Below are 22,990 nucleotides of genomic sequence, written 5' to 3' on the forward strand. Positions count from 1 at the left end.
GATGAAAGGATTTATAAAGTTAAACGATTCTACCATTTTTGAAGGAGAAATTATAAGTAAAAAAGATTTTGGACAAGGCGAAGTTGTCTTTAACACGTCTATGACTGGATACGAGGAATCAATAACGGATCCTTCGTATGCAGGAGAAATACTGGTAGTGACCTATCCATTGATCGGAAATTATGGTGTAAATTTGGAGCATTTACAGTCAAAAAGACCCACCATCAAAGGTTTGATAGTTAAAGATTACTGTCAATTTCCCTCTCATCGCACATCTCAGTATTCACTTTTAGATTATTTAAACCAACATGAAGTGCCTGTTTTAAATAAAGTAGATACAAGGGCCCTTACGAAAAAGTTAAGGATAGAAGGTAGTATGAATGGTGTGATAACCACCGAGGAGAATTTTGAAGTTCCAACTTCCTATGAGAATTTACTTGATTGCGTTTCAACAAAGGAAATTTATAGAATTCAAGGGAACGGTCCAAAGATAGCCTTAATAGACTTGGGAGTTAAGAAAAATATAGTAAACCAGCTCAAATCTAAAGGATACGATCTTTACGTTTTTCCATATAACAGTACTAAAAGTGATGTAGATAAGATTCAACCAGATTTAGTATTATTCTCCAATGGTCCCGGTGATCCAAAAATGGCAAAAGAAGCAATACTTTTAGCTAAGGGGTTTATAGGTGAGAAACCACTTTTTGGGATTTGTTTGGGTCATCAAATAATATCTTTGGCGTTGGGTTTTAATACTGTAAAAATGAAATTTGGTCATAGAGGTACCAACCATCCTGTGAAGAATTTATTGAATAATAAATGTTATATCACTTCTCAAAACCACGGTTATATGGTTGAAAAAGAGTCAGTGAAAAACAAAGATCTAATAATCACCTACATCAATTTAAACGATCATAGTATCGAGGGAATTATGCACAAGAAGTATCCCATTTTTACCGTTCAATTTCATCCAGAAAGTGGGCCTGGGGTTCACGATACAACATTTATTTTTAAAAAAATCAAAGATTCAATCTATGGAAACTAAAAACATACTTCCGGGGAGGTCAACAATGCCAAAAAAACGCGAAATAAGAAGTGTTTTAGTTATAGGTTCTGGACCAATAATAATAGGTCAAGCTGCAGAATTCGATTATTCAGGAACCCAAGCTTGTAAATCTTTAAAAGAAGAAGGATGTAAAGTAATATTGGTAAACAACAATCCTGCAACTATTATGACTGATACAGAAATAGCAGATGTAGTTTATATGGAAAACCTCGAAATGGATACTTTAATTTCCATTATAGAGAAAGAAAAACCCGATGGGATTTTAGGAACACTGGGAGGCCAAACAGGCTTAAATCTAATTATCAGACTTAAAGATAGTGGAATTATCGATAAGTACGATATTCAAGAATTGGGAACGTCAGTTGAATCCATAAAAATAGCAGAAAGTAGAGAATTATTTAAAAGAAAAATGCAAGAAATTGAAGAACCTATCGCTGAAAGCCTCACTGTGTCAACAGTATCCGAAGCCCTAAATTTTGCTAACAAAGTTGGGTATCCCTTGATAATCAGGCCAGCATACACTTTAGGAGGAACAGGCGGTGGCTTTGCTTACACCGAACAAGAGTTAATAGAATTTGTGGAGAATGGACTGAAAAAGAGCATGATGAGAGAGGTTTTAATAGAAAGATCGTTATTGGGTTGGAAAGAGATCGAATATGAGTTGGTTAGAGATTCTTTTGATAATTGCATCACCGTATGTAATATGGAAAATTTTGACCCTGTTGGAATTCACACTGGGGATAGTATAGTTGTTGCCCCTTCTCAAACGTTGACAGATCAAGAACATCAAATGTTAAGGGATTCATCCCTTAAGATAGTAAAAGCTTTAAAGATTGAAGGTGCCTGCAATATTCAGTTTGCTCTTAATCCTTCTAACAAAGAATATCGAGTTATTGAAGTGAATCCTCGTTTGAGTAGATCCAGTGCTTTGGCATCCAAAGCAACGGGGTATCCTATCGCTAAAATTGCTACAAAAATTGCGTTAGGATTTTCTTTGGATGAGATAAAAAATCCAGTTACCGGAAAAACAACTGCCTTTTTTGAACCATCTTTAGATTATGTTGTAACAAAGATTCCACGATGGCCTTTTGATAAGTTTTATCAAGTTGATAAAAAAATAGGTACGCAAATGAAATCCACCGGGGAAACGATGGCACTTGGACGTACCTTTGAAAGTTCTTTATTAAAGGCAGTTCGCTCCCTTGATATGAAAATTAAAGGCTTGAGAATTAAAGAGGTGCAAAAAGAGAGTAATGAAGAATTAGTAGAACATTTACGCATCCCAAACGAAAAAAGATTATTTCATATTGCTGAAGCACTTAGAAGAGGTTATGAGGTTTTAGATATTCATAAATTAACTAATATAGATAACTGGTTTTTAGAAAAAATAAAGAACATCGTCGATTTCGAAAATATTATTAGTACCTCCCAATTAAATTATGACCTTTTACTTAAAGCAAAGGTTCTTGGCTTTTCAGATCAAGAAATATCTGAATTAAAAGGTATACAAGAAAATGAAGTGAGAGAATTGAGAAAATCCTACGGCATTATCCCATCATACAAGATGGTTGATACGTGTGCAGCGGAGTTTGATTCAGTAACACAATATCTCTACTCAACTTATGGTGAAGAGGACGAAATAGAGGTACACAACATCATAAAAAAAGTCATAGTTATAGGTGGAGGACCGATAAGAATTGGACAAGGGGTGGAGTTTGATTATTGTACAGTTAAAGCTCTATTGGCATTAAAAGAAAAAGGTATCAAATCAATCATCATAAACAATAATCCTGAAACCGTCAGTACAGATTTTGATACAGGTGATAGATTGTACTTCGAACCTCTTACTCAAGAAGATGTTTTGAATATCATAGAAAAAGAAGAACCAATGGGAACAATGATCATGTTTGGAGGGCAAACTGCTTTGAACCTAAGCGAAGAACTCGAAAGACAAGGGATCAGAATCTTGGGGACATCATATGAGGGTATTGATCTGTGTGAAGATAGAAAAAGATTTTCGATACTGTTGAAAAAGTTAGGGATCAACCAACCTCGTGGAGGGTACGCTACTTCATTTGATGAAGCTCGAGAAATTGCTAAACGTATAGGGTTTCCTCTTTTAGTTAGACCTTCATATGTAATAGGGGGACAATCTATAGAAAAGGTTAATTCCGTAGATGAATTATTTGAGTATTTATCACATGCTTTAGATTTATCACCACTTAGACCAGTGCTAATAGATGAATACATAGAAGGGATAGAAGTTGAAGTTGATGCTGTCTCTGATGCAGAAGACGTATTAATTCCTGGAATAATAGAACATATTGAAAAAGCTGGAATTCATTCAGGTGATAGTTTTGCTTTATTTCCTGCCAAAAGCTTGTCTGAATTAGAAGAGAAAGAAATTGTGAGATGCGTTGAAAAAATATCAAAAGCGGTGAACGTTAAAGGTTTAATAAACATTCAATTTATTGTTAAAGAGGGAAAAGTTTACGTTATTGAAGTTAATCCAAGGGCCTCTAGGACTGTCCCAATAATCAGTAAAGTAACAGGAATCCCTATGATAAAACTCGCGGTTGAAATTGCATTAGGTAATAACTTGAAAGAACTTGGCTATTATGAACCTTTTTATCCAAAAGTTCCATATACGGTGGTTAAAGCACCAATATTTTCCTTAGAGAAATTACCAGGTGTTGAAGTAGCATTAGGTGCTGAAATGAAATCCACAGGGGAAACGCTTGGCATCGATTTCGACTATCATAATGCGTTGTATAAGGCTTTTAAAAGCGCTCATTTGGATGTTCCTTCTACAGGTAAGGTACTGTTATCATTTCCCGAAAAAGTTGTGAGTTGGAGTAAAAGTTTTGTCAAATATCTTCAAAGCTGTGGATACGAATTGTGGGGAACTAGTGGGACAGCTGAAGCTTTCAAATTAATGGATATTAAAATAAAAGAGATAGATCATGAAAAATCATTAGAGTTAGTAAAAAAACGATATTTTTCAATGGTTATTAATTTACCTTCAAAAGGGAAGAACGTATCCAACTTTGGATTCAAGCTGAGAAGAACGTGCTTAGAAAATAGCATTCCGTTATTTACAGCATTGGAAACAGCTCACAAATCAATTGAAGCAACAAAGAATAGCAGAATGACGAAAAATAATGTACAGTCCTTGAACGAATATGTAGATTGTTATCATAATCTGCAAATATCAAAAAAGAGGTGAGTCATTTATGAAAACCGGGGAAAAGGTAGTGTTAGCATATTCAGGAGGGTTAGATACATCTGTAATCATACCATGGTTAAAAGAAAAGTATGATTGTGAAATTATTGCAGTATGTATTGATGTTGGTCAAGGAGAAGAAACTCATGCTATCAAGAAAAAAGCTATTTCGAGTGGTGCAAGTAAGGTTTATGTAGAAGATGTTGTGGAAGAATTTGTAACCGATTATATTTATCCAACCTTAAAAGCTGGAGCAATATATGAAGGTAAATACTTGTTAGGAACATCCTTTGCAAGACCTCTAATGGCAAAAAAATTGGTTGAGATTGCTCACCAAGAAGGTGCAAATGTTATTGCCCATGGTTGCACGGGTAAAGGTAACGATCAAGTAAGATTTGAGGTATCTATCAAAGCATTAGATCCTTCTATTAAAATTATTGCTCCTTGGAGAATATGGGAAATTAAGTCTAGGGAGGAAGAAATCACCTACGCCCTAAAAAAGGGAATTCCAATATCTATAACCAAAGAAAAAATATACAGTGTAGATAAAAATATATGGCATATAAGCCATGAAGGAGGAAATTTAGAGAATCCTTGGAACGAACCAAAACCTGAGTTATTCGATATGGTTACTCCACCTGAAAAAGCACCCGATGTTGCTGAATATGTAAGCATAGAATTTGAAAAAGGAATTCCGGTAAAGATAAATGGAGAGGAACTTTCTCCAGTAGAATTAATCAAGAAAGCCAATGAAATCGCATCGATATATGGTGTAGGGATTGCAGATATTGTAGAAAATCGATTAGTTGGAATGAAATCAAGAGGGGTATATGAAACTCCAGGAGGGACATTACTCTATACGGCACACAAGGAACTAGAAAGCTTGGTACTTGACAAGGAAACGTTAAGATTCAAAGATATAGTAGCTCAAAAGTACGCGGATCTTGTTTATAATGGATTGTGGTTCTCTCAGTTGAAAGAAAGTTTAGATGCTTTTGTTGATGAAACGCAGAAGGTTGTTACCGGTGTTGTGAAATTGAAACTTTACAAAGGGAACATTATAATTGCAGGATTAAGTTCACCATATTCCTTATACAACGAAGAGTTAGCTACATTTGGAGAAGATAAGATTTATGACCAAAAGGATGCAGAAGGTTTTATAAATTTGTTTGGTCTACCTTTGAAGATGAGAGCTTATCAGATGAAGCATTTTGTTGAAAATCAAAAATATAACAAAACGACTGTAGGAGGAGAACAATGAAATTGTGGGGTGGTCGGTTTAAAGAAAAAATTGCAGAAGATATGGAAATTTTTAATTCATCGATAAATGTCGATATCAGATTATTGCCCTACGATATAGAAGCTTCTTTAGCCCATGCGAAAGGGTTGAAAAAGGCAAAAATAATTACTGACGAAGAGTTTGAACAAATCGAAAGGGCGTTAAGAGAAATAAAAGAAGAAAAGTTTGAAGAGATTCCAATGGTAGAAGATGTGCACACATTGGTAGAGCAAATGTTAGTTGAAAAGATAGGAGACGTTGGTAAAAAAATTCACACAGCAAGAAGTAGGAACGACCAAATAGCAACAGATGAAAGATTGTACTTACGAGATGAAATATTAAAAATTATAGATTTACTAGAACAATTGAATTCTGTTTTATTAGAACTTTCCAAAAAATACAAAAACAAAGTTATGCCCGGTTACACACATTTGCAAAGAGCTCAACCTATCACATTTTCCCATCATTTATTATCATACGTAGAGATGTTTAGAAGAGATATAAATCGCTTGGAAGATTCTCTGAAAAGAGTGAATGTATTAATTTTAGGTTCAGGCGCTTTAGCAGGAACATCATACGATATAGATAGAATGTATGTGGCATCGCTGTTAGGATTTAAAGAAGTTTCGCTAAATAGTATGGATGGAGTAAGCGACAGGGATTTCATCATTGAATTTTTGTCCATAGCTTCTCTAATAATGATGCATTTAAGTAGATTTTCGGAGGAAATCGTAATTTGGTCTACACAAGAGTTTAATTTTGTGGAATTGAGTGATAAATATTCTACGGGAAGTAGTATAATGCCACAAAAGAAAAATCCGGATTCTTCTGAATTAATAAGGGGTAAAACGGGTAGAGTATATGGAAATTTGTTTAGCCTTTTAACAACTATGAAAGGTTTGCCCCTAGCATATAACAAAGATATGCAAGAAGATAAAGAACCTATGTTTGATACTGTTGATACATTGAAAAGCTGTTTAAAGGTATTTATAGGTATGTTGGAAACCATGCGTGTGAATGAGAAAAAGATGGAAGAGGCGGTAAAATTTGGCTATTTAAATGCAACGGATCTAGCAGATTATCTGGTCAAAAAAGGAATCCCTTTTAGAACAGCTCATGATATAGTTGGAAAATTAGTTGTATATGCTATAACAAAAAATGTCCCTTTAGAAGAGCTGAATATAGCAGAATTTAGAAACTTTTGTCAGTTTATAGATGAAGATGTCTATGAAGTTTTAGATGTAAAGAATATTCTAAAAAGCCGTAAAACAATTGGGGCAGCACGATGGGAGGCAGAAATATGAAGGTAGGTATACTTGGAGCAACGGGATACACCGGCATAGAATTAATTAGAATATTATCGAAACACGCTAACGCAAAGATAACTTATTTGTCTTCAAAACACTTTGAATCCCAATTAATTTCAGAAGTTTATCCAGGATTATCAGGATTTTGTGACAAGATATTAGAGGGGGATGATTTTAAAAAAGCTGTTGCTATTTGTGATGTAATATTTTCAACTTTACCTCACGAATTAACCTTTGAAGTAGGCAAAATGGTGATTGATGCGGGCAAGAAATTGATAGATCTGGGGCCTGCCTTTCGTTTTGATGACTTTAATTTCTTCAAAAAATGGTATGGTTCAAACGTTGAAATAGAATACGATAAATACCATAAAGTCTACGGATTAACTGAGTTATATAGAGAAAAGGTAAAAAACTCACAAATTGTTGGAAATCCTGGTTGTTATCCAACTAGTGTGATTTTAGCATTGGCCCCAGTTTTAAAAAATAGAGTTGTGGTTGATAAAAACATTATTATTGATAGTAAGTCAGGGGTATCAGGAGCTGGACATGAACCTAAATTTAGTAACTTATATTCAGAATGTAACGAAAATACAAAACCGTACAAAGTTGCCAAACATAGGCATATTCCAGAAATAGAGCAAGAACTATCAAAAATAATGGAGCAAGATGTGAAAGTTGTTTTTACCCCACATCTTGTTCCGATGACAAGAGGAATTTTAAGTACTATTTATTGTAATTTGGAATCAGATATAACATTGGAGGATGTGTATGATCTTTATCAAGAATTTTATAAAAATGATTATTTTATAAAAATTCTTAAACCCGGAAAGTATCCCTCTACTAAAAGTGTAGCTGGATCGAATTTTTGTCAAATAGGTTTTGAAATTGATGAGCGTACAAACACTTTAATAATTATCTCTGCCATAGATAACTTAATGAAAGGAGCCAGCGGTCAGGCGGTACAAAATATGAATTTAATGTTTGGGCTGCCTGAAAATAAGGGGCTTGATGTAATAAGAATTTTTCCATGAACTTGATATATCTTTAAATTTAATGTATAATTTAAAAAATTTAAAGACGCTATAGAAAGTTTCGAGTTACGAGACATTGAAAACTGAAAGGAGGGAGGGTACGGTTCTTCTAAATCTAATGGAAAGAAGAACGTACAAAAAACGTGAGTAACGTATATATAGTTGATACAACTTTAAGAGATGGTGAACAAACTGCCGGGGTAGTATTTGCCAATGAAGAAAAGGTCCAAATAGCAAAGATGTTAGCAGATTTAGGTGTCTATCAGATCGAAGCAGGGATTCCCACGATGGGTGGAGATGAAAAGGAAGCCATAAAGAAGATCTGCAAATTAGACTTAGGGGTTTCAATTATGGGCTGGAATAGAGCAGTTATTAAGGATATTGAAGAATCTATAGCTTGTGGAGTTGATGCGGTTGCTATTTCTATTTCCACTTCAGATATTCATATCAAACACAAATTAAAAAAAGATAGGGATTGGGTATTAAAAAGCATGGTTGATGCTACAAAATTTGCCAAAAAACACAATTTATACGTCTCTGTAAACGCTGAAGACGCTTCAAGAAGTAATATGGATTTTCTTATAAAGTTTGCCAAAGAGGCTAAAGAGGCAGGAGCAGACAGGTTAAGATACTGCGACACCGTTGGTATGATGGAACCATTTTCGATCTACGAACATATCAGAAGAATAATAGACGAAGTTGGTATAAATATTGAGATGCATACTCACAACGATTTTGGCTTAGCTACTGCAAATACATTGGCAGGTATAAGAGCGGGTGCTAAGTATGCTGGTGTTACGGTAAATGGGTTAGGAGAAAGGGCAGGGAATGCTGCTTTAGAAGAAGTGGTGATGGCTCTTAAATACATTTACAAAAATGATTTGGGAATAAAAACTCACTTACTAAAAGAAGTATGTGAATATGTTTCTAAGGCTTCAGGAAGGGTTCTTCCCTTATCAAAAACAATTGTAGGCCATAATGTTTTTGCTCACGAGTCTGGCATTCATACAGACGGTGTCCTTAAAGACTCAAAAACTTACGAATCTTTCACTCCAGAGGAGGTAGGATTACAAAGACAGATACTTATTGGAAAACATTCGGGGAGGAACGCTATTGTTGCAAAGTTCAGAGAATACGAAATAGATCTAACTCCAGAAGAAGCAGAAGAGATTTTAAAAAGGGTAAGATCCCTATCTGTTCAACTCAAAAGAAGCCTATTCGATAAAGAGTTAATCTATCTATACAACGAGATGAGGGAGGAAAAGATAAAGGATGTCAACTTACAAAACAATATCTGAAAAGATATTCAGTGATCATTTGGGAAGAGATGTTGAAGCTGGGGAAATAGTGATAGTTGATGTTGACTTTATGATGGGGCAAGACGGTACCACTCCATTGGCTATTAAAACTTTTGAAAATGTTGGAGCAAAAAAAGTTGCGAATCCTGAAAAAGTAGCCTTCATAATAGACCACAACGCACCTAGCCCAAGTGAAAAAGTCTCTGCTTTACATAAATTGATGAGAGATTTTAGTAACAACTATGGTACGAAGTTTTACGATATCGGCGAGGGTATATGCCATCAATTAATTCCCGAAAAAGGTCATGCTTTACCTGGACAAATTGTAATAGGCGCTGATTCTCATACCTGTACTTATGGAGCTATAAATTGTTTCTCTACTGGTGTTGGTTCCACAGATTTGGCTATAGCTATGGCAAGTGGTAAGTTATGGTTTAAGGTACCACAAAGTGTAAAAATTGTTTTAGAAGGTTCACTGTCAACAGGTGTTTATTCTAAAGATGTCGCGTTGTATATCGTAAAGAATCTAACCGCTAACGGAGCGACCTACAAGGCTGTGGAATTCGAGGGTCCAGTTATCGATAATTTATCAGTTGAGGCAAGATTTACTATTTCTAATATGTCTGTGGAAATGGGAGCCAAAGTTGGTTTGATGAAACTTGACGAAAAAGCTGAAAATTGGGTAAAAGAAAGAACTGATAAACCATTTAAAAGTTACGAACCAGATGAAGGTGCAAAGTATGAAAAAATATATAAATTTGATGTCAGTGATTTAGAACCTCAAATTGCTGAACCTCATGCCGTTGATAATGTTAGTCCAATTAGTGAAGTTGAAGGTGTTCCTATACATCAAGGTTTGTTAGGTACGTGTACTAACGGAAGAATTGAAGATCTAAGGATTGCTGCGAGCATATTAAAAGGCAAAAAAATCCATAATGGTGTTAGACTCATTGTGGCTCCCTCGTCTAAAGACACCTTATTAAAAGCTATGAATGAGGGAATAATTCAAACTTTAGTTCAAGCAGGAGCGACAGTGGTTGCCCCAGGCTGTGGACCTTGTGTTGGCACACACAACGGAGTACCTTCTGATGGAGAGAATGTAATTTCTACAGCAAATAGAAATTTCAAAGGAAGAATGGGAAACAACAAAGCTTTCATTTATTTGGGATCACCTGCTACAGTGGCAGCTTCTTGTATTGAGGGTAAAATAGCAGATCCGCGTAAATATTTGTGATAATTAATTTTTTGAACGGGAGGATAAATAATGGAAATAAAAGGTTATTCTCATAAATTTGGAGACGATGTAAACACCGACTACATTATCTCTGGAAAATACAAATTTAGTACCATCGATATGGACGAATTGTCCGTTCATTTGATGGAGGATCTGAGGCCAAATTTTTATAATGAAATCAAAAAGGGTGATTTCATAGTTGCAGGTGAAAATTTTGGTTGTGGTTCTTCTAGAGAACAAGCTCCTTTAGTTATAAAACATGCTGGTATCAGTGCGGTGATAGCGACTTCTTTTGCCCGTATATTTTACAGAAATTCTATAAATATTGGTTTACCTTTGGTTGAGGTCCCAACTGATAATATAGATGAGGGTGATTTATTGACAGTTGATCTGGAAAAAGGTATAGTCAAGAATCATACAAAAGATGAGGTTTTGAAGATTAAATCCCTTCCCAAAGTGATGTTAAAGATTTTACAAAGTGGGGGTTTGGTTAATTATTACAAAAAATACGGTACTTTAGAATTAATAGACTAGTAGGTGATTATATGTATACAGTTACTTTGATTCCCGGAGATGGAATAGGTCCAGAAATAATCTCTGTAGTTGTCGAGATTTTTGAACATATGAACGCTCCAATTAGCTGGGATTTAGTAGAGGCAGGAGAGAAGGTAATTGAGAAATATGGAACTCCTCTACCTGATTATGTGATAGATTCGATCAAGAAGAATAAAATAGCCTTGAAAGGTCCTATAACTACTCCTATAGGTAAAGGATTTAGAAGTGTGAACGTTACCCTCAGAGAAAAGTTAAATCTATATGCAAATTTAAGACCAATTAAAAGTTTAGAAGGCCTGATTACTAAATACGATAACGTCGATTTGGTTGTGGTGAGAGAAAATACCGAAGGTCTGTATAAAGGGATCGAGTACAAGATTGACGATACAGCTTGTACTGTTAGAGTCATAACAAAAAATGCAAGTGAAAAAATCGCATATTTTGCATTTAAATATGCAAAAGAAAACAAAAGAAAGAAAGTTACAGCTGTTCATAAGGCAAACATTCTAAAGATTACAGATGGCTTATTTTTGGAAGCTACTAGAAAAGTAGCAAAAGAATATTCTGAAATAGAGTACGAAGAAAAGATCATTGACAATATGTCTATGCAGTTGGTTTTGAATCCCGAAAAATATGATGTAATTGTTGCTCCCAATTTGTATGGAGACATCCTTTCCGATTTAGCAGCAGGTTTGATAGGAGGATTGGGCCTTGCTCCAGCTGCTAATATTGGCGAGGATGCTGCGATCTTTGAAGCGGTCCATGGAAGTGCCCCAGATATAGCCAATAAGGGTATAGCAAATCCCATCGCTATATTAAACTCCTCCATTATGTTGCTAAATTATTTGAAATTGAATGAATTAGCAGAAAAACTCCAAAATGCTATTTCTGCAACGATTAAAGATATAGATAGTTTAACACCGGATTTAGGGGGAAAAGGTAACATAGAGTCGATAAAAAATAAAATTATTTCATTTTTGGATTGAATAGTTGGTGATTTTTTTGAAAAATACATTCAATAAGATAGTCATAAAGGTTGGTAGTAGCTCTATAGCTGATGAGAACGGAATAAATGTTGGTAGGATGAATAAAATCGTCGAGCAAGTAGCTGTATTAAAGATCAAAAGGAGAAAAGATATTATCATCGTTTCATCGGGAGCTATAGCCGCAGGTAAAAGTGAATTAGGTTACCGTTACAAACCTTATTCTCTTTCTGAAAAGCAGGCTTGCGCAGCTGTTGGTCAAGGTGTGTTGATCTCCAAATATCGTGAACTTTTTGCAGTTAAAAAAATTAAAGTAGCTCAAATACTTTTAACTGCTGAAGATTTTTCTAATCGTCATCGTTATTTAAATGCATACAATACTATGACTGCACTTTTAGAAAATGATGTAATACCTATTGTAAATGAAAACGATACAGTAACGACAGATGAAATTAAATTCGGTGATAATGATGTTTTATCTGCTCAAGTTGCAAGTTTGTTGGAAGCAGACTTATCGATCATTCTCTCAGATATTCCCGGATTGTTGAAAGATTTGACTAACCCGAAATCATTGATAAATATTGTTGAAGAGGTTACCCCAGAGCTTGAAATTCTTGCCAACGGAAAGAGTGGTAAACTTGGTACTGGAGGAATGAGTTCAAAATTAAAAGCAGCTCAGATTTCCATTGCCTCAGGAATACCTTTAACAATTCTCCCTTCTTATGAAGATGGTATTATCACAAAAGCTGTTGATAATATTGAACATAGGCAGTTCAACATTGGTACAACTTTTTTACCTAAAGGTAAAAAGATGAGCAAAAGGAAAAGATGGATTCAGTTCAGCTTGAAGCCAAAAGGTGAGTTGATTGTTGATAATGGTGCACACGAGGCACTTTTAAAAGGTAAAAGTTTGTTAGCTGTAGGAATAATAAGTTTATCAGGCAATTTTTCCATCGGAGATCTAGTGGTAGTATCCAATAAAAAAGGAGAAAATATTGGAAAGGGCTTGGTAAACTATTCTTCTGAGGAATTGAAAGAAATAATCGGCAAAAAGTCTCATGAGATACTCTCATTCAAAGAAAACGTTGGTCCTGAAGAGGTGATACACAGGGATAACTTAGTTACAATGGAGGCAACGGAGGGATTTGAACCCTCGAATAGCGGTTTTGCAGACCGCCGCCTTTGACCCCTTGGCTACGTTGCCAAATTGGCGGGGACGACGGGACTCGAACCCGCGGCCACCGGTGTGACAGACCGGCATGATAACCAACTTCACCACGTCCCCTTCAACTTCAAATGTATTTTATCATATAATTCCAATTTTGTCTAGTTTATTCTTCACTTTCTTCATTATCAGTATTAACTTTTGCTTCTTTTTGTTCTTCGGTTAGGGTAACATTTTTGCCTTCGAACTCTTCTTTTGATATTTCAACTATTTGTACTTTCTCTTTGATGAATTGGGCCACTTTTTCTCTTAATTTGTTCCACAGGATTTCATTTGATAGTTCAGCATTTGAACTTATTATCTCCTGAGCGCGCGAGAAAGGTAAACCGTACATAGTTGAGAAGTTCTTGATCTCTTGTGACAATTCTTCGTTCCCCACTTTTATATCGTTTTCTAATGATAGTTTTTCGATGACGACCATCTCTTTTATCCAATTCAAAGCACTCTTTTTGATTTCCTCTCTCAATTTGGTTTCATCATTATCGAATTTTTTCAAGTTTTCTTCGTATTTATCCTTGTTTTTAAGATCGTTTATAGTCGAATCAATATAATAATTTAAACTCTCTTCAGAAATATCAATATCAACATAATTTGGTAACTCCGATAAGATATAGTTAATAACAAATTCATCCTGCCAATTTTTAATAGCTTGTTCTCCTTCTTTTTTCAACATCTCTTTCAGCTCATTCAATGTTTCTACTTCAATATTCAGCTCTTTTGCAAAATTATCGTTTAATTCGGGCAATCTTCTAGTATAAGCTTGCGTGATTCGGACTTTTTGAATAACTTTTTTACCTTGATCTTCTTTTTCTAATTCAAATTCGTCACCGGTTTTTTTCCCGATGATTTTTTTAACGAGTTCTCTTTCATCGTCTTCTCTTACTATTATTTCCTCTTCTTCATCAGATTTGATAATTTCATCGTTTTCATCTACTAAATCATAATTTATTCTTACATAATCTCCATATTGTATTGGTTCTTCTTTTGGATCTAATATTGCATTGCTCTCAAGTAAATCATTCAATCTTCTTTGTACAAAGTCCTCAACCACTTCTTTAGATTCAGGGACTTTAACCGTCATATTTTCAAATTCTGTTTTTATAATTTCAGGATAGGTGTGAAGCAAGACTTCAAATTCTGTGTGTTCCACATCTTGAGCTCTTGATTCAATAATAATTGGGAAGAGCAACTTTTCTTCTTCTCTGATTTTGTGATCCAGCTCATGTTCGGCTTCTTCTAACAACATATTATTGAAATCGGGACCTAAGCGCAACTTAATAACCTGTTTAGGAACTTTACCCTTTCTAAATCCTTCAAAGGTGTAATGCTGATTAATTTCTCGAACGAGTTGATCTTCTATTTTTTCAATTTCTTCTTTGGAAAATTTGAAAAGGTATTTCTTAACATTTTTGTCTTGGCTAAGTAAAGTTTTTTCCATGATCCTTCCTCCTAATTTTGAGAAGTTTTCATCGAAGTTCAAAGTATTATACAATGAAAGATAAGGAATTTGGTTAATTAAACGTCAATTTTTGTTTTTATAGTGTAAACATTTTTCTTATCTCAGCCTTTTATTTGTATAATATTTTTATGGAAATTCTAATTTATTTGTGATACAATATTTCGACTCGAAATAGTAGTTAGAGGTGAAAGTATTGGTTGGACAGTTCCTTTTAAAAGATATCCCAATGATTTATGGAAGCCAAGAGGATATTTATTCCTATATTGAAGACCAAATCGAAAAAGAGAAACTTTGGATAGTTACTTTAAATGCGTTGATGTATATGGAATATTTGAAGGGTAACGATTATTCTAAAGTCATTAGCAAAGCGTCTTTTTCCATTCCTGATGGAGTGGGGATTGTTAAATTACTCAAAAAGAAAGGTATTGAGACGGAAAGATGCCCTGGTATAGATACAATGAAGTATTTGTTAGAAGTTTCTCAAATGAGTAATTATAAAATATTTCTACTTGGATCAGAAGAAGACGTGGTTAAACTAGCAGCGCAAGCAATTGAGAAAATGTTCCGTGTAAATATTGTTGGATTTCATGATGGGTATTTTGATATAAATGCTGAAAGAGAAGTAGTTCAAAAAATTAATGATAGCAAAGCAGATCTCCTTTTTGTAGGAATGGGAATTCCAAAACAGGAATCTTTTATTTTCAGAAACTATGAAGCGTTACAAGCAAAGCTTATGATGGGAGTTGGTGGCAGCTTTGATGTTTTCGCTGGAGTAACAAAAAGGGCTCCTCTTTTCTTTCAAAAACTTGGATTAGAATGGTTGTACAGAATGTTTGAAGAGCCCCATCGATTCAAAAAATTACCTGATCTATTTAAATTTTATGTGAATTTATATAGAAATAAAGATTAATTATATAAATTCCACATTTAGATGTGAAATCTCTGAAGAAATATTCAGATAACAGGTGTAAGATGCTTCTGAGAAATTATCAGAAACATAAGTTCCATCTTCTCTTTGGTACATTCGTCCGAAATTTTTGAAGTTCAAATCTCCGATATGGTTCAATACTAAAGCTACATCTTGAGGCAATTTTATATTTATCGATGAAACTTCAGAGTCCACGTCAACTGAGGTATTATCTTTTTGAGAAGGGATCAAAGTAATTTTAGATGCAGTTGATTTGATTCTTACTTCTCGTGTTTTAATCTGTCTTAAATCAAAAAAAGCGGTACTAACATTCAATTCTGCACGATAATTGTAATAAATATTCTCGTTTAAATATACAGTTATTTTTGCTCGTTCGGGTACTTTTACATTGGATATTTTCAGCTTGTTGAAAATATCAACTTTAGAAGTGTCATGTTCTTGCCTAAAAGAATATATATCGTTATCAATCACAGCTTTGACTTTTACAGGTGTATCTATCTTAGAAGAGTCAATATTTAGAGAGCTCCAGTCTACGTCTGTTGACAAGTCAAGTATATTTCCTGTAAATTTAGGTGGAAGATTTTCTGATATTATTGATTTGTTAATCTTTAAGTGAGGCTTTCTTATATGGAATAGTCCTTTAAATCCAACAGCAATAATATACGATGCGATCATCAATAGAACCAGTTCCCAAAAATTTAGTGAGGTGGGGAACAACTGAAATGTGTCAAGCAACAGTATTATTCCAAATATTAGACTTCCTAAAGTTCCTACATTTCTTTTTCTGAAAAAAGTTAGTCCGGATCCTAGAAAAATAACTGTAAAAAAGAATTCTATCAAGTTGAAACTTACTAAGAATTCGTTGAAAATAACTGATAAAAAGATTAAAATACCTAACGCGATTAATATTATTCTTCCTTCCATTATTATTCCCCCCTATCTTTCAAAAATTTATCTGCTAGTTCTTCAGAGTATCCCAACTCTTTTAAAAGTTCTATGGCAAAAGATCGAGAAATTTTTTTCTCTTTTAATAAAGACAAAATCTTTTTTTCTTCAATGGTTAGGAATTCATCACCTTTTGAAAAATCCTCACTTTTTTCTTTTCCCATTTCTTCTATGACTTCCCCATGAGGTGCTACTCCTCTAATACGAATATCTCCACTCATTACATTAATTTTTAAAACTCTTTTTTTGGGAAGAGTAGAAGAATCACTACGTTGAACTAAATCAACGTTTGATTTAATCGATGATGAAAACCTGTGTATTGGAGCTTCTAAATAAATTTTTTCTTTTCCTTGAACTATTAGATCTATATCTCCAGAAGCGGTGTTTACCGTACAATAAAAATTCTTATCTAGAGAATCTACAGAGATATCACCGCTCGCTGATTTAAAGTTTGCTGCTTTCACGATACAATTTTTTATTGAGACATCACCGGAAGCCATAATTAACTTAAGATTTTCTATTTTAGAGTTTTCAACTAAAACATCGCCACTAGCCATACTAAAATCACCATTCAGTATATTCACATTGTGAATTTCAAAATCTCCCGAAGCTCCTTTTAAAATCAATTCTTCCAACTCACTGTTATTTAAGTCGATACTCACATCCCCAGACCCGGTATCCACCCGTAAAGATTTCAAAGTTTTAGTTTGATTAGATCCTCTAATATATGCATCTCCTGATCGAGTTTTGATCGTAAAATTGTATAAGTTGGTAGAATCCAAGTCTGTTTCTATATCAGCTGAGGATAAGTCTAACGTTATATCGTTAACTTGATCTCCTATGGACAAATTAATCGGTACTTCATGGAACATTTTAGAGAAAGAAAAGAATTTTGATAAGAAGTCACCTTTTTCATAATCTATGTCGATTGATATGCTTGTACTATCTAATCCCCAGCTAGTTTCTACGTTGATTTCTTGATCTCGGTATTCGAGATATGTTGTTTCACCGTGGCAAATTTTTATTCTTCCGTGAAAGTTTCGCGCCTTTATTTTAATCACTTTTACATCATTCAAATCAATCCTTTGCATTCAAAATCACTCCTTTTTATTTTTTGTACTTTTTTAATAATTCTTTAGCTTCTTCAGGGGTAATTTCTCCTTTTTCAATTTTTTCAAGAATTTCAAGGGTTTTTTCTCTACTTTCAATGTTTTCAGACTCGTACCCCATTGCTGTGGCAACTTCTTCTAATCTTGCTTTTGCAGTAGGATAAGAGATACCAAGCTCTTTTTGTAATTCCGATAAATTTCCTCTAACCTTGATAAAAATCTTCAAAAAATTTAATTGTTGGTTTGTTAATTGAGCAAATTCTTCTAATTCGAAGTTACCAGATATTTCAGTTCCACACTCTTCACAGCGATATTTTACGATATTTAACTTACCCCCGCAAACAGGGCACTTGGATAAGCGGTATTTAGGCATATTAGGACCTCCTATTAGTATTTTTTATGTTGTTATGATATTTTTAAAGACTGTCTGGTTATTTTGAAAAAATTATAACATAAAACTTTAAAATTGTCAACTATAAATACAAAAATCTTTATTTTCCAAATAAAAAAATTAAATTTATAGTTTTCAAATATAAATTTTAAAAAAGGGCTAGGTATTTGGTATAATCGATGATATAATATTCATTGGAATTGAGGAAAAATTACACTTTGAGGAGGTCCAACCTTGGCAATAGACTCACCTAGTTGGTTAAAAAGTTCTGTAATTTATGAAGTTTTTGTTAGAAATTATGGGAATGCTGGAACTTTTAATGATATATACAACGATATTGAACGTATTAAGGCTTTGGGAGCGGACATACTGTGGTTTATGCCTTTTTATCCTATTGGAAAGGTTGGTAGAAAAGGTACCCATGGAAGTCCATATTCTATAAAAGATTACGAAGAAATATCCAAAGAATATGGGAATAGGCAGGACTTTAAAAGATTGATAGACAAGGCACATGACAATGGAATAAAAATAATGATCGATATCGTATTCAATCATACCTCTATGGATTCGAAGTTAGTTGAAACACATCCTGAATGGTTCATGAAAGATGAAAACGGAAAATTAACAAGAAAAGTTGAGGACTGGATTGATGTTTACGATTTGGATTATCAAAATAAGGATTTATGGGATTATCTAATAAAAGTTTTGGATAGCTGGGTTGATCTTGGTGTAGATGCTTTTAGATGTGATGTTGCCCCGCTTGTACCTTTAGAGTTTTGGAAAAAAGCTAGAGAACAATTGAATCAAAGAAAGGAACTTATTTGGGTGGCTGAAACACTTGACCCAAAATTTATTCGCGATCTTAGAAGCAAACAATACAATGTTCATTCAGATTCAGAGGTATACCAAGCCTTTGACCTTACATATGATTACGATGGCTTTTACTATTTAAGAAGTTATTTTTCTGGGGAGAAAGATTTAAATTGTTATTTCGATCATGTTTTTTTGCAGGAAACAATATTTCCAAAAAATTCTATTAAAATGCGTTTTTTAGAAAATCATGATAATCCTAGAATTGCTTCTGTTTTAAAGGGAAAAGATAAGATCAAAAATTGGACTGTTTTATATAATTTTTTGCCAGGAGCTTCTTTAGTATATGCTGGTCAAGAATTAATGATGGAGAATCTACCTAACCTTTTCGAAAAGGATTCGATCAAATGGAACAAAGGGGACTATGAATTTTTAAGCTTTTTCAAAAAGATTGTTAACTTGGCCAAAGAGATCAAATCAACCTGCGAACGATTTTCTATTCGGGAGTTATCTAAGGGTATAATAATGATAAAATGGAGTGGGGATCAGGATGAATACATTACCATATTGAATTTGGAAGATAGATATGGAAAAGTACCAGTAGATTTTACTTTGTATGGAACGGATTTAATAACTAACGAAATTGTTTCTATACAGTCCTACTTTGTAATCAGCAAATTACCAATTATTATTAAAACAAGGTGAAACATTGAATGATGCAAATTAACCTAGTTTGATGTAACGGAGGTATTTGAATGGGAATTTTTGAAAAGTTCAAAAATGGTTTGAGTAAAGCGAGAAATACCGTATTTAAAAATATCAAAACTATTTTTTCAGGTAAGGTTCTTGACAATGATGTATTAGAAGAATTGGAAGAAATTTTAATAATGTCTGATATGGGTGTTGAAGTTTCCAATAAAGTATTGGAAGAGTTAAAAAGTAAATATAAAACTGATAATTCCTACAATGATCCGCTTTTATTATTGAGAGATATTTTAGTGGAAAATTTACATAAAGACGAAGTGGTTAATGATTTTCAACAAAAACCCTATGTAATACTCGTTGTCGGAGTCAACGGTAGTGGTAAAACTACAACTACTGCGAAGTTATCTAAGATGTATTCTAACCAAGGGAAAGAAGTTGTTTTAGCTGCTGCAGATACATTTAGGGCAGCTGCAATTGAGCAACTCAAAGAATGGGGTAATAGGTTAAATACCACAGTGATAGCTCATCAAAAAGGTTCAGATGCCGCCGCAGTTGTGTACGATGCAATAACGCACGCAAAATCAAAAGGCAAAGATGTAGTGTTAATAGACACCGCAGGACGTTTACATACAAAAAGCAATTTAATGGATGAATTAAAAAAAATAAGGCGTGTAGTTGAAAGGGAAGTCCCCGGTGCTCCTCATGAAACACTGTTAGTTCTTGACGGAACTACTGGTCAAAATGGGATTTCTCAAGCAAAGGCTTTCAAAGAGGCTATAGATATAACGGGGATAGTTGTAACTAAATTGGATGGAACAGCCAAAGGGGGAATAGCTTTTGCTATAAACCATGAACTCAATATTCCAATAAAGTTGGTAGGATTTGGAGAGAAAGAAGACGATTTACAAATTTTTGATCCATTGTCCTACTGTGATGCATTACTAGGTGTTGATGAAGTAGAATGAAAGATTTTATTAGAGATTTTGCAGTGTGCCCAGTATGTCAAAAAGAGTTTTCTTTTGATAAAGTAGCTTCAACGTCTATAAAAATAAGTTCTTATGATTTGGATTTGAAACCTGAATATAGAGATATTAATGTATCTCTCTATTCTTTGATTACTTGTCCCAATTGCTATTTTACTTTTCTGGAAAAAGATAAAGATTATATATACGAATACTTAACTTCTCAAAACACAGAAAAAGTTAAGCTTTTTTTGAATAAGATAAATAAACTATCCCTTCCAGAAGTAGATAATTTTTCTTCAAAAACTCATGAATTTTATCAAGTTCAACTTATGCTTGCTGCTAATATTTACGCAATTTTGGGACTACTCAGTGAAGTAATAAAAATTTTGATAAAATTTGCTTGGTACTACCGTGAACAAAATGAAGAAGAAAAAGAGTTAGGAATACTTTACTATTGTGGAAAAATTATTGAAAAGAACTATCAAACATTTTCAGAAGAGGATTATATATTTTCTTTGTTTTATCTGGGGTATATAAACTATAGACTGAATAATAAGAAGGAAGCTGCGAATTTGTTTGATTATTTGTTGAAAAATTATAATAATCCTACAAATCCATACTTAAAGGCTGCAAAATTTCTAAGGGGTGAATTAAAATGAGAAAATTTATTTGGTTTTTTTTGGTTGGTCTAGTATTTTTTCTATCTGGGTGTACAGTATTTCAACCGACTTCTCAAGAACCGACTTTGCCAAACAAAGATTTGGAGTTAATTCAAAATCATTTGGATGCGTTGGATGAGCGTTTAACTCAAATGGAAGAAAAACTTAATAGTTTATCTGACGAAATTTATCAAATTTCAAAGAACAACAGTTATGCTTATGATATGGCAAAAAGTCTAAAGGATCAATACACCTATATTGATAGTAGGGTTGTAACATTGGAAAATTATTTGTATGAAGGGCGGAGTACTGAATCTATTGATAAACTGCTAGATTTAGATCAAAGGGTTCAAAGTTTAGAGAGCCAAATTAACAATGTTTCTCAAAAAAAGGTTGATAATTTTACAAATACTGATTTAGATAAAAAATTGTTGCAATTGGAAGTTCAGATTGCAGAATTACAAAATGTTGTGAACAATATTCCCAAGAATGATCAAAAAATTCTCCTGGATACTGTGAACTCACTAATGGAAAAGGTTAATAATTTGGAAAAAAGTTTTAAAAATTCCGAATTTTACTTTTTGGAAAACGGAAATATAAAAGAGCTTGTACAACAAGAGGTAGACAAACTGAATTTAGAAAAATATGTGGAAAACATAGTGGATTACAAAACTGAAGAGACCGTTTCTAAATTTTATTATAAAAATCAGACCGCAGATATTTTGAACGTTAAAACTTTAGAAAACCAGATTTCTTCTTTAAGCAAAGAAGTAGAAATTGTAAAATATGACCTTCAAAAGGTTATTACTCAACCACCAAATTCATTAACTGAGAAATATCTTGGTCAAATACAAAATATTGAAATTAAGATCGGTCAACTTTATAGATCGGTAGGAGAGGCAGAAGCTAGTTATTTGTTTGAAAATTCAAACGAAGTAAGGTATCTAGTTAAGCCTGGGGATACCCTTATAAGCATTTCAAATGCGTTTAACTTAGGAAATAAAGGCGTTCAGATTATTCTGCAAGCCAACAATTTGCAATCCACGAATATTAAAGTAGGGCAAGAATTAATCATACCCGTGAATAATATTGAAAAGTATATCAGGTGGCCCTTCCCTAAAACATCACTTTCAAATTATGAAAATATTGTTGTGAGGTTTGGAGAAAGAAGCGCAGGTGGAGTTTCTAGCGGGATAGGAGTTTTGGTTCAAACAGAGCAAGTTTATCCGGTTTTGCCTGGCAGAGTGATAGAGACTGGAAAATTACCAAATGCCAATTGGTATATAAAAATAGACCACGGAAATTCTATTGTTAGTGTAATAGGGAATTTAAAAACTCCATATGTTGATGAAGGCAGATGGGTGGATTCGAATACATCATTAGGAATAACTCAAGCAAGTAGTATTGTAATGGTTGAATTGTGGAAGAACGGAGAACCAAGAGATCCTTTGAAACTTTTTTATAATATGATTGGAGATTTTCAGGCAACCTACTACACAGAATGGGATGACAAACTTGTCTATTCTCCAACTTTTAGGTTAACAAGGTCTGGAGAAAAACCAACTCCATACAAAACAATAGCAGCAGATCCGAATGTTTTGCCTTTAGGAACGATAGTTTATATACCTGAATTGTCGGATCTTCCAAATAAAGGGTATTTTGAGGTTCAAGATACGGGTGCCAAAGTTTTGGGGAATAAGATTGATATTTACGTAAACGATGTTAGATTAGCTAATAATAGTTTACAGAATCTAACCGTTTACGTGGTCGGTAGAAAATCCAACGTATAAGATTGAACCTATAAAAAGTATACTTGAT

The 22,990-nt window shown here is 33.8% G+C and carries 18 protein-coding genes, 2 tRNA genes and 1 pseudogene; 15 read left to right on the forward strand and 6 right to left on the reverse strand.

The window, feature by feature from the left end; all coding sequences use genetic code 11:
* Position 1: 1 nt before the first annotated feature.
* The 10 genes and pseudogenes from carA to proB all read left to right on the forward strand — a co-directional run.
* Positions 2-1,045: a glutamine-hydrolyzing carbamoyl-phosphate synthase small subunit gene (gene carA, locus AD60_RS08420; RefSeq protein ID WP_103927577.1), complete on the forward strand. Its 1,044-nt coding sequence runs from the start codon at positions 2-4 to the stop codon at positions 1,043-1,045.
* A 25-nt stretch (positions 1,046-1,070) separates the two neighbouring features.
* On the forward strand, positions 1,071-4,292 hold the full coding sequence (gene carB / locus AD60_RS08425; RefSeq protein ID WP_103877305.1) for a carbamoyl-phosphate synthase (glutamine-hydrolyzing) large subunit: 3,222 nt from the start codon (positions 1,071-1,073) through the stop codon (positions 4,290-4,292).
* A gap of 7 nt (positions 4,293-4,299) precedes the next feature.
* Positions 4,300-5,550: an argininosuccinate synthase gene (locus AD60_RS08430; protein WP_103877306.1), complete on the forward strand. Its 1,251-nt coding sequence runs from the start codon at positions 4,300-4,302 to the stop codon at positions 5,548-5,550.
* Positions 5,547-6,872, forward strand: coding sequence for an argininosuccinate lyase (argH, locus tag AD60_RS08435; protein WP_103877307.1), 1,326 nt, complete (start codon positions 5,547-5,549; stop codon positions 6,870-6,872). Before AD60_RS08430 ends, argH begins: the two co-directional genes overlap by 4 nt.
* Positions 6,869-7,906, forward strand: coding sequence for an N-acetyl-gamma-glutamyl-phosphate reductase (gene argC, locus AD60_RS08440; RefSeq protein WP_103877308.1), 1,038 nt, complete (start codon positions 6,869-6,871; stop codon positions 7,904-7,906). Before argH ends, argC begins: the two co-directional genes overlap by 4 nt.
* Positions 7,907-8,049: 143 nt before the next feature.
* On the forward strand, positions 8,050-9,204 hold the full coding sequence (gene nifV / locus AD60_RS08445) for a homocitrate synthase (protein ID WP_103877309.1): 1,155 nt from the start codon (positions 8,050-8,052) through the stop codon (positions 9,202-9,204).
* On the forward strand, positions 9,179-10,438 hold the full coding sequence (locus AD60_RS08450) for a 3-isopropylmalate dehydratase large subunit (RefSeq protein WP_103877310.1): 1,260 nt from the start codon (positions 9,179-9,181) through the stop codon (positions 10,436-10,438). Before nifV ends, AD60_RS08450 begins: the two co-directional genes overlap by 26 nt.
* Positions 10,439-10,468: 30 nt before the next feature.
* Entirely contained in the window at positions 10,469-10,972 is a 504-nt protein-coding gene (locus AD60_RS08455) for a 3-isopropylmalate dehydratase small subunit (protein WP_103877311.1), read from the forward strand.
* An 11-nt stretch (positions 10,973-10,983) separates the two neighbouring features.
* Positions 10,984-11,979 carry an isocitrate/isopropylmalate dehydrogenase family protein gene (locus tag AD60_RS08460; RefSeq protein WP_103877312.1) on the forward strand — a complete coding sequence of 332 codons (996 nt, stop codon included), beginning with the start codon at positions 10,984-10,986 and terminating at the stop codon, positions 11,977-11,979.
* A gap of 7 nt (positions 11,980-11,986) precedes the next feature.
* Positions 11,987-13,087: pseudogene (gene proB / locus AD60_RS10740) on the forward strand (glutamate 5-kinase); the annotation flags it as partial.
* A gap of 16 nt (positions 13,088-13,103) precedes the next feature.
* Here proB and AD60_RS08470 read toward each other — a convergent pair.
* The 3 genes from AD60_RS08470 to AD60_RS08480 all read right to left on the reverse strand — a co-directional run bounded on the left by AD60_RS08470 (position 13,104) and on the right by AD60_RS08480 (position 14,639).
* Positions 13,104-13,180: transfer RNA gene (locus AD60_RS08470), tRNA-Cys, on the reverse strand.
* A gap of 4 nt (positions 13,181-13,184) precedes the next feature.
* Positions 13,185-13,261, reverse strand: a tRNA-Asp gene (locus AD60_RS08475).
* A 46-nt stretch (positions 13,262-13,307) separates the two neighbouring features.
* Positions 13,308-14,639 (reverse strand): trigger factor, encoded by a 1,332-nt coding sequence (locus tag AD60_RS08480; RefSeq protein ID WP_103877313.1) that lies wholly within the window; start codon positions 14,637-14,639, stop codon positions 13,308-13,310.
* A 205-nt stretch (positions 14,640-14,844) separates the two neighbouring features.
* Between AD60_RS08480 and AD60_RS08485 the strand changes: the two genes are divergently transcribed.
* Positions 14,845-15,570, forward strand: a complete 726-nt coding sequence (locus tag AD60_RS08485) for a WecB/TagA/CpsF family glycosyltransferase (RefSeq protein ID WP_233186872.1) — start codon at positions 14,845-14,847, stop codon at positions 15,568-15,570.
* On the opposite strand, the gene AD60_RS08490 is transcribed toward AD60_RS08485, so the two are convergent.
* Genes AD60_RS08490 through AD60_RS08500 form a run of 3 tightly spaced genes read right to left on the reverse strand, consistent with a single transcriptional unit; the run spans position 15,571 to position 18,015 of the window.
* A complete protein-coding gene (locus AD60_RS08490) occupies positions 15,571-16,512 on the reverse strand; it encodes a hypothetical protein (RefSeq protein ID WP_103877315.1) in 942 nt (313 codons plus the stop codon).
* Between the two features lie 2 nt (positions 16,513-16,514).
* Positions 16,515-17,624 carry a DUF4097 family beta strand repeat-containing protein gene (locus AD60_RS08495; protein WP_103877316.1) on the reverse strand — a complete coding sequence of 370 codons (1,110 nt, stop codon included), beginning with the start codon at positions 17,622-17,624 and terminating at the stop codon, positions 16,515-16,517.
* A 16-nt stretch (positions 17,625-17,640) separates the two neighbouring features.
* A complete protein-coding gene (locus AD60_RS08500; RefSeq protein WP_103877317.1) occupies positions 17,641-18,015 on the reverse strand; it encodes a DUF2089 domain-containing protein in 375 nt (124 codons plus the stop codon).
* Positions 18,016-18,267: 252 nt separating this feature from the next.
* Here AD60_RS08500 and AD60_RS08505 point away from each other — a divergent pair, with 252 nt between their 5' ends.
* The 4 genes from AD60_RS08505 to AD60_RS08520 are packed head-to-tail and all read left to right on the forward strand — an operon-like array spanning position 18,268 to position 22,962.
* Positions 18,268-19,548 carry an alpha-amylase family glycosyl hydrolase gene (locus AD60_RS08505; RefSeq protein ID WP_103877318.1) on the forward strand — a complete coding sequence of 427 codons (1,281 nt, stop codon included), beginning with the start codon at positions 18,268-18,270 and terminating at the stop codon, positions 19,546-19,548.
* Positions 19,549-19,598: 50 nt separating this feature from the next.
* The gene (gene ftsY / locus AD60_RS08510) at positions 19,599-20,513 is read left to right on the forward strand and encodes a signal recognition particle-docking protein FtsY (RefSeq protein WP_103877319.1); all 915 of its coding nucleotides are present in this window, start codon (positions 19,599-19,601) and stop codon (positions 20,511-20,513) included.
* Positions 20,510-21,172 carry a DUF2225 domain-containing protein gene (locus tag AD60_RS08515; protein ID WP_103877320.1) on the forward strand — a complete coding sequence of 221 codons (663 nt, stop codon included), beginning with the start codon at positions 20,510-20,512 and terminating at the stop codon, positions 21,170-21,172. Before ftsY ends, AD60_RS08515 begins: the two co-directional genes overlap by 4 nt.
* The gene (locus AD60_RS08520) at positions 21,169-22,962 is read left to right on the forward strand and encodes a LysM peptidoglycan-binding domain-containing protein (RefSeq protein WP_103877321.1); all 1,794 of its coding nucleotides are present in this window, start codon (positions 21,169-21,171) and stop codon (positions 22,960-22,962) included. Before AD60_RS08515 ends, AD60_RS08520 begins: the two co-directional genes overlap by 4 nt.
* Positions 22,963-22,990: the final 28 nt, after the last annotated feature.

The organism is Petrotoga sp. SL27, assembly GCF_002924605.1.
GTDB lineage: Bacteria > Thermotogota > Thermotogae > Petrotogales > Petrotogaceae > Petrotoga > Petrotoga sibirica.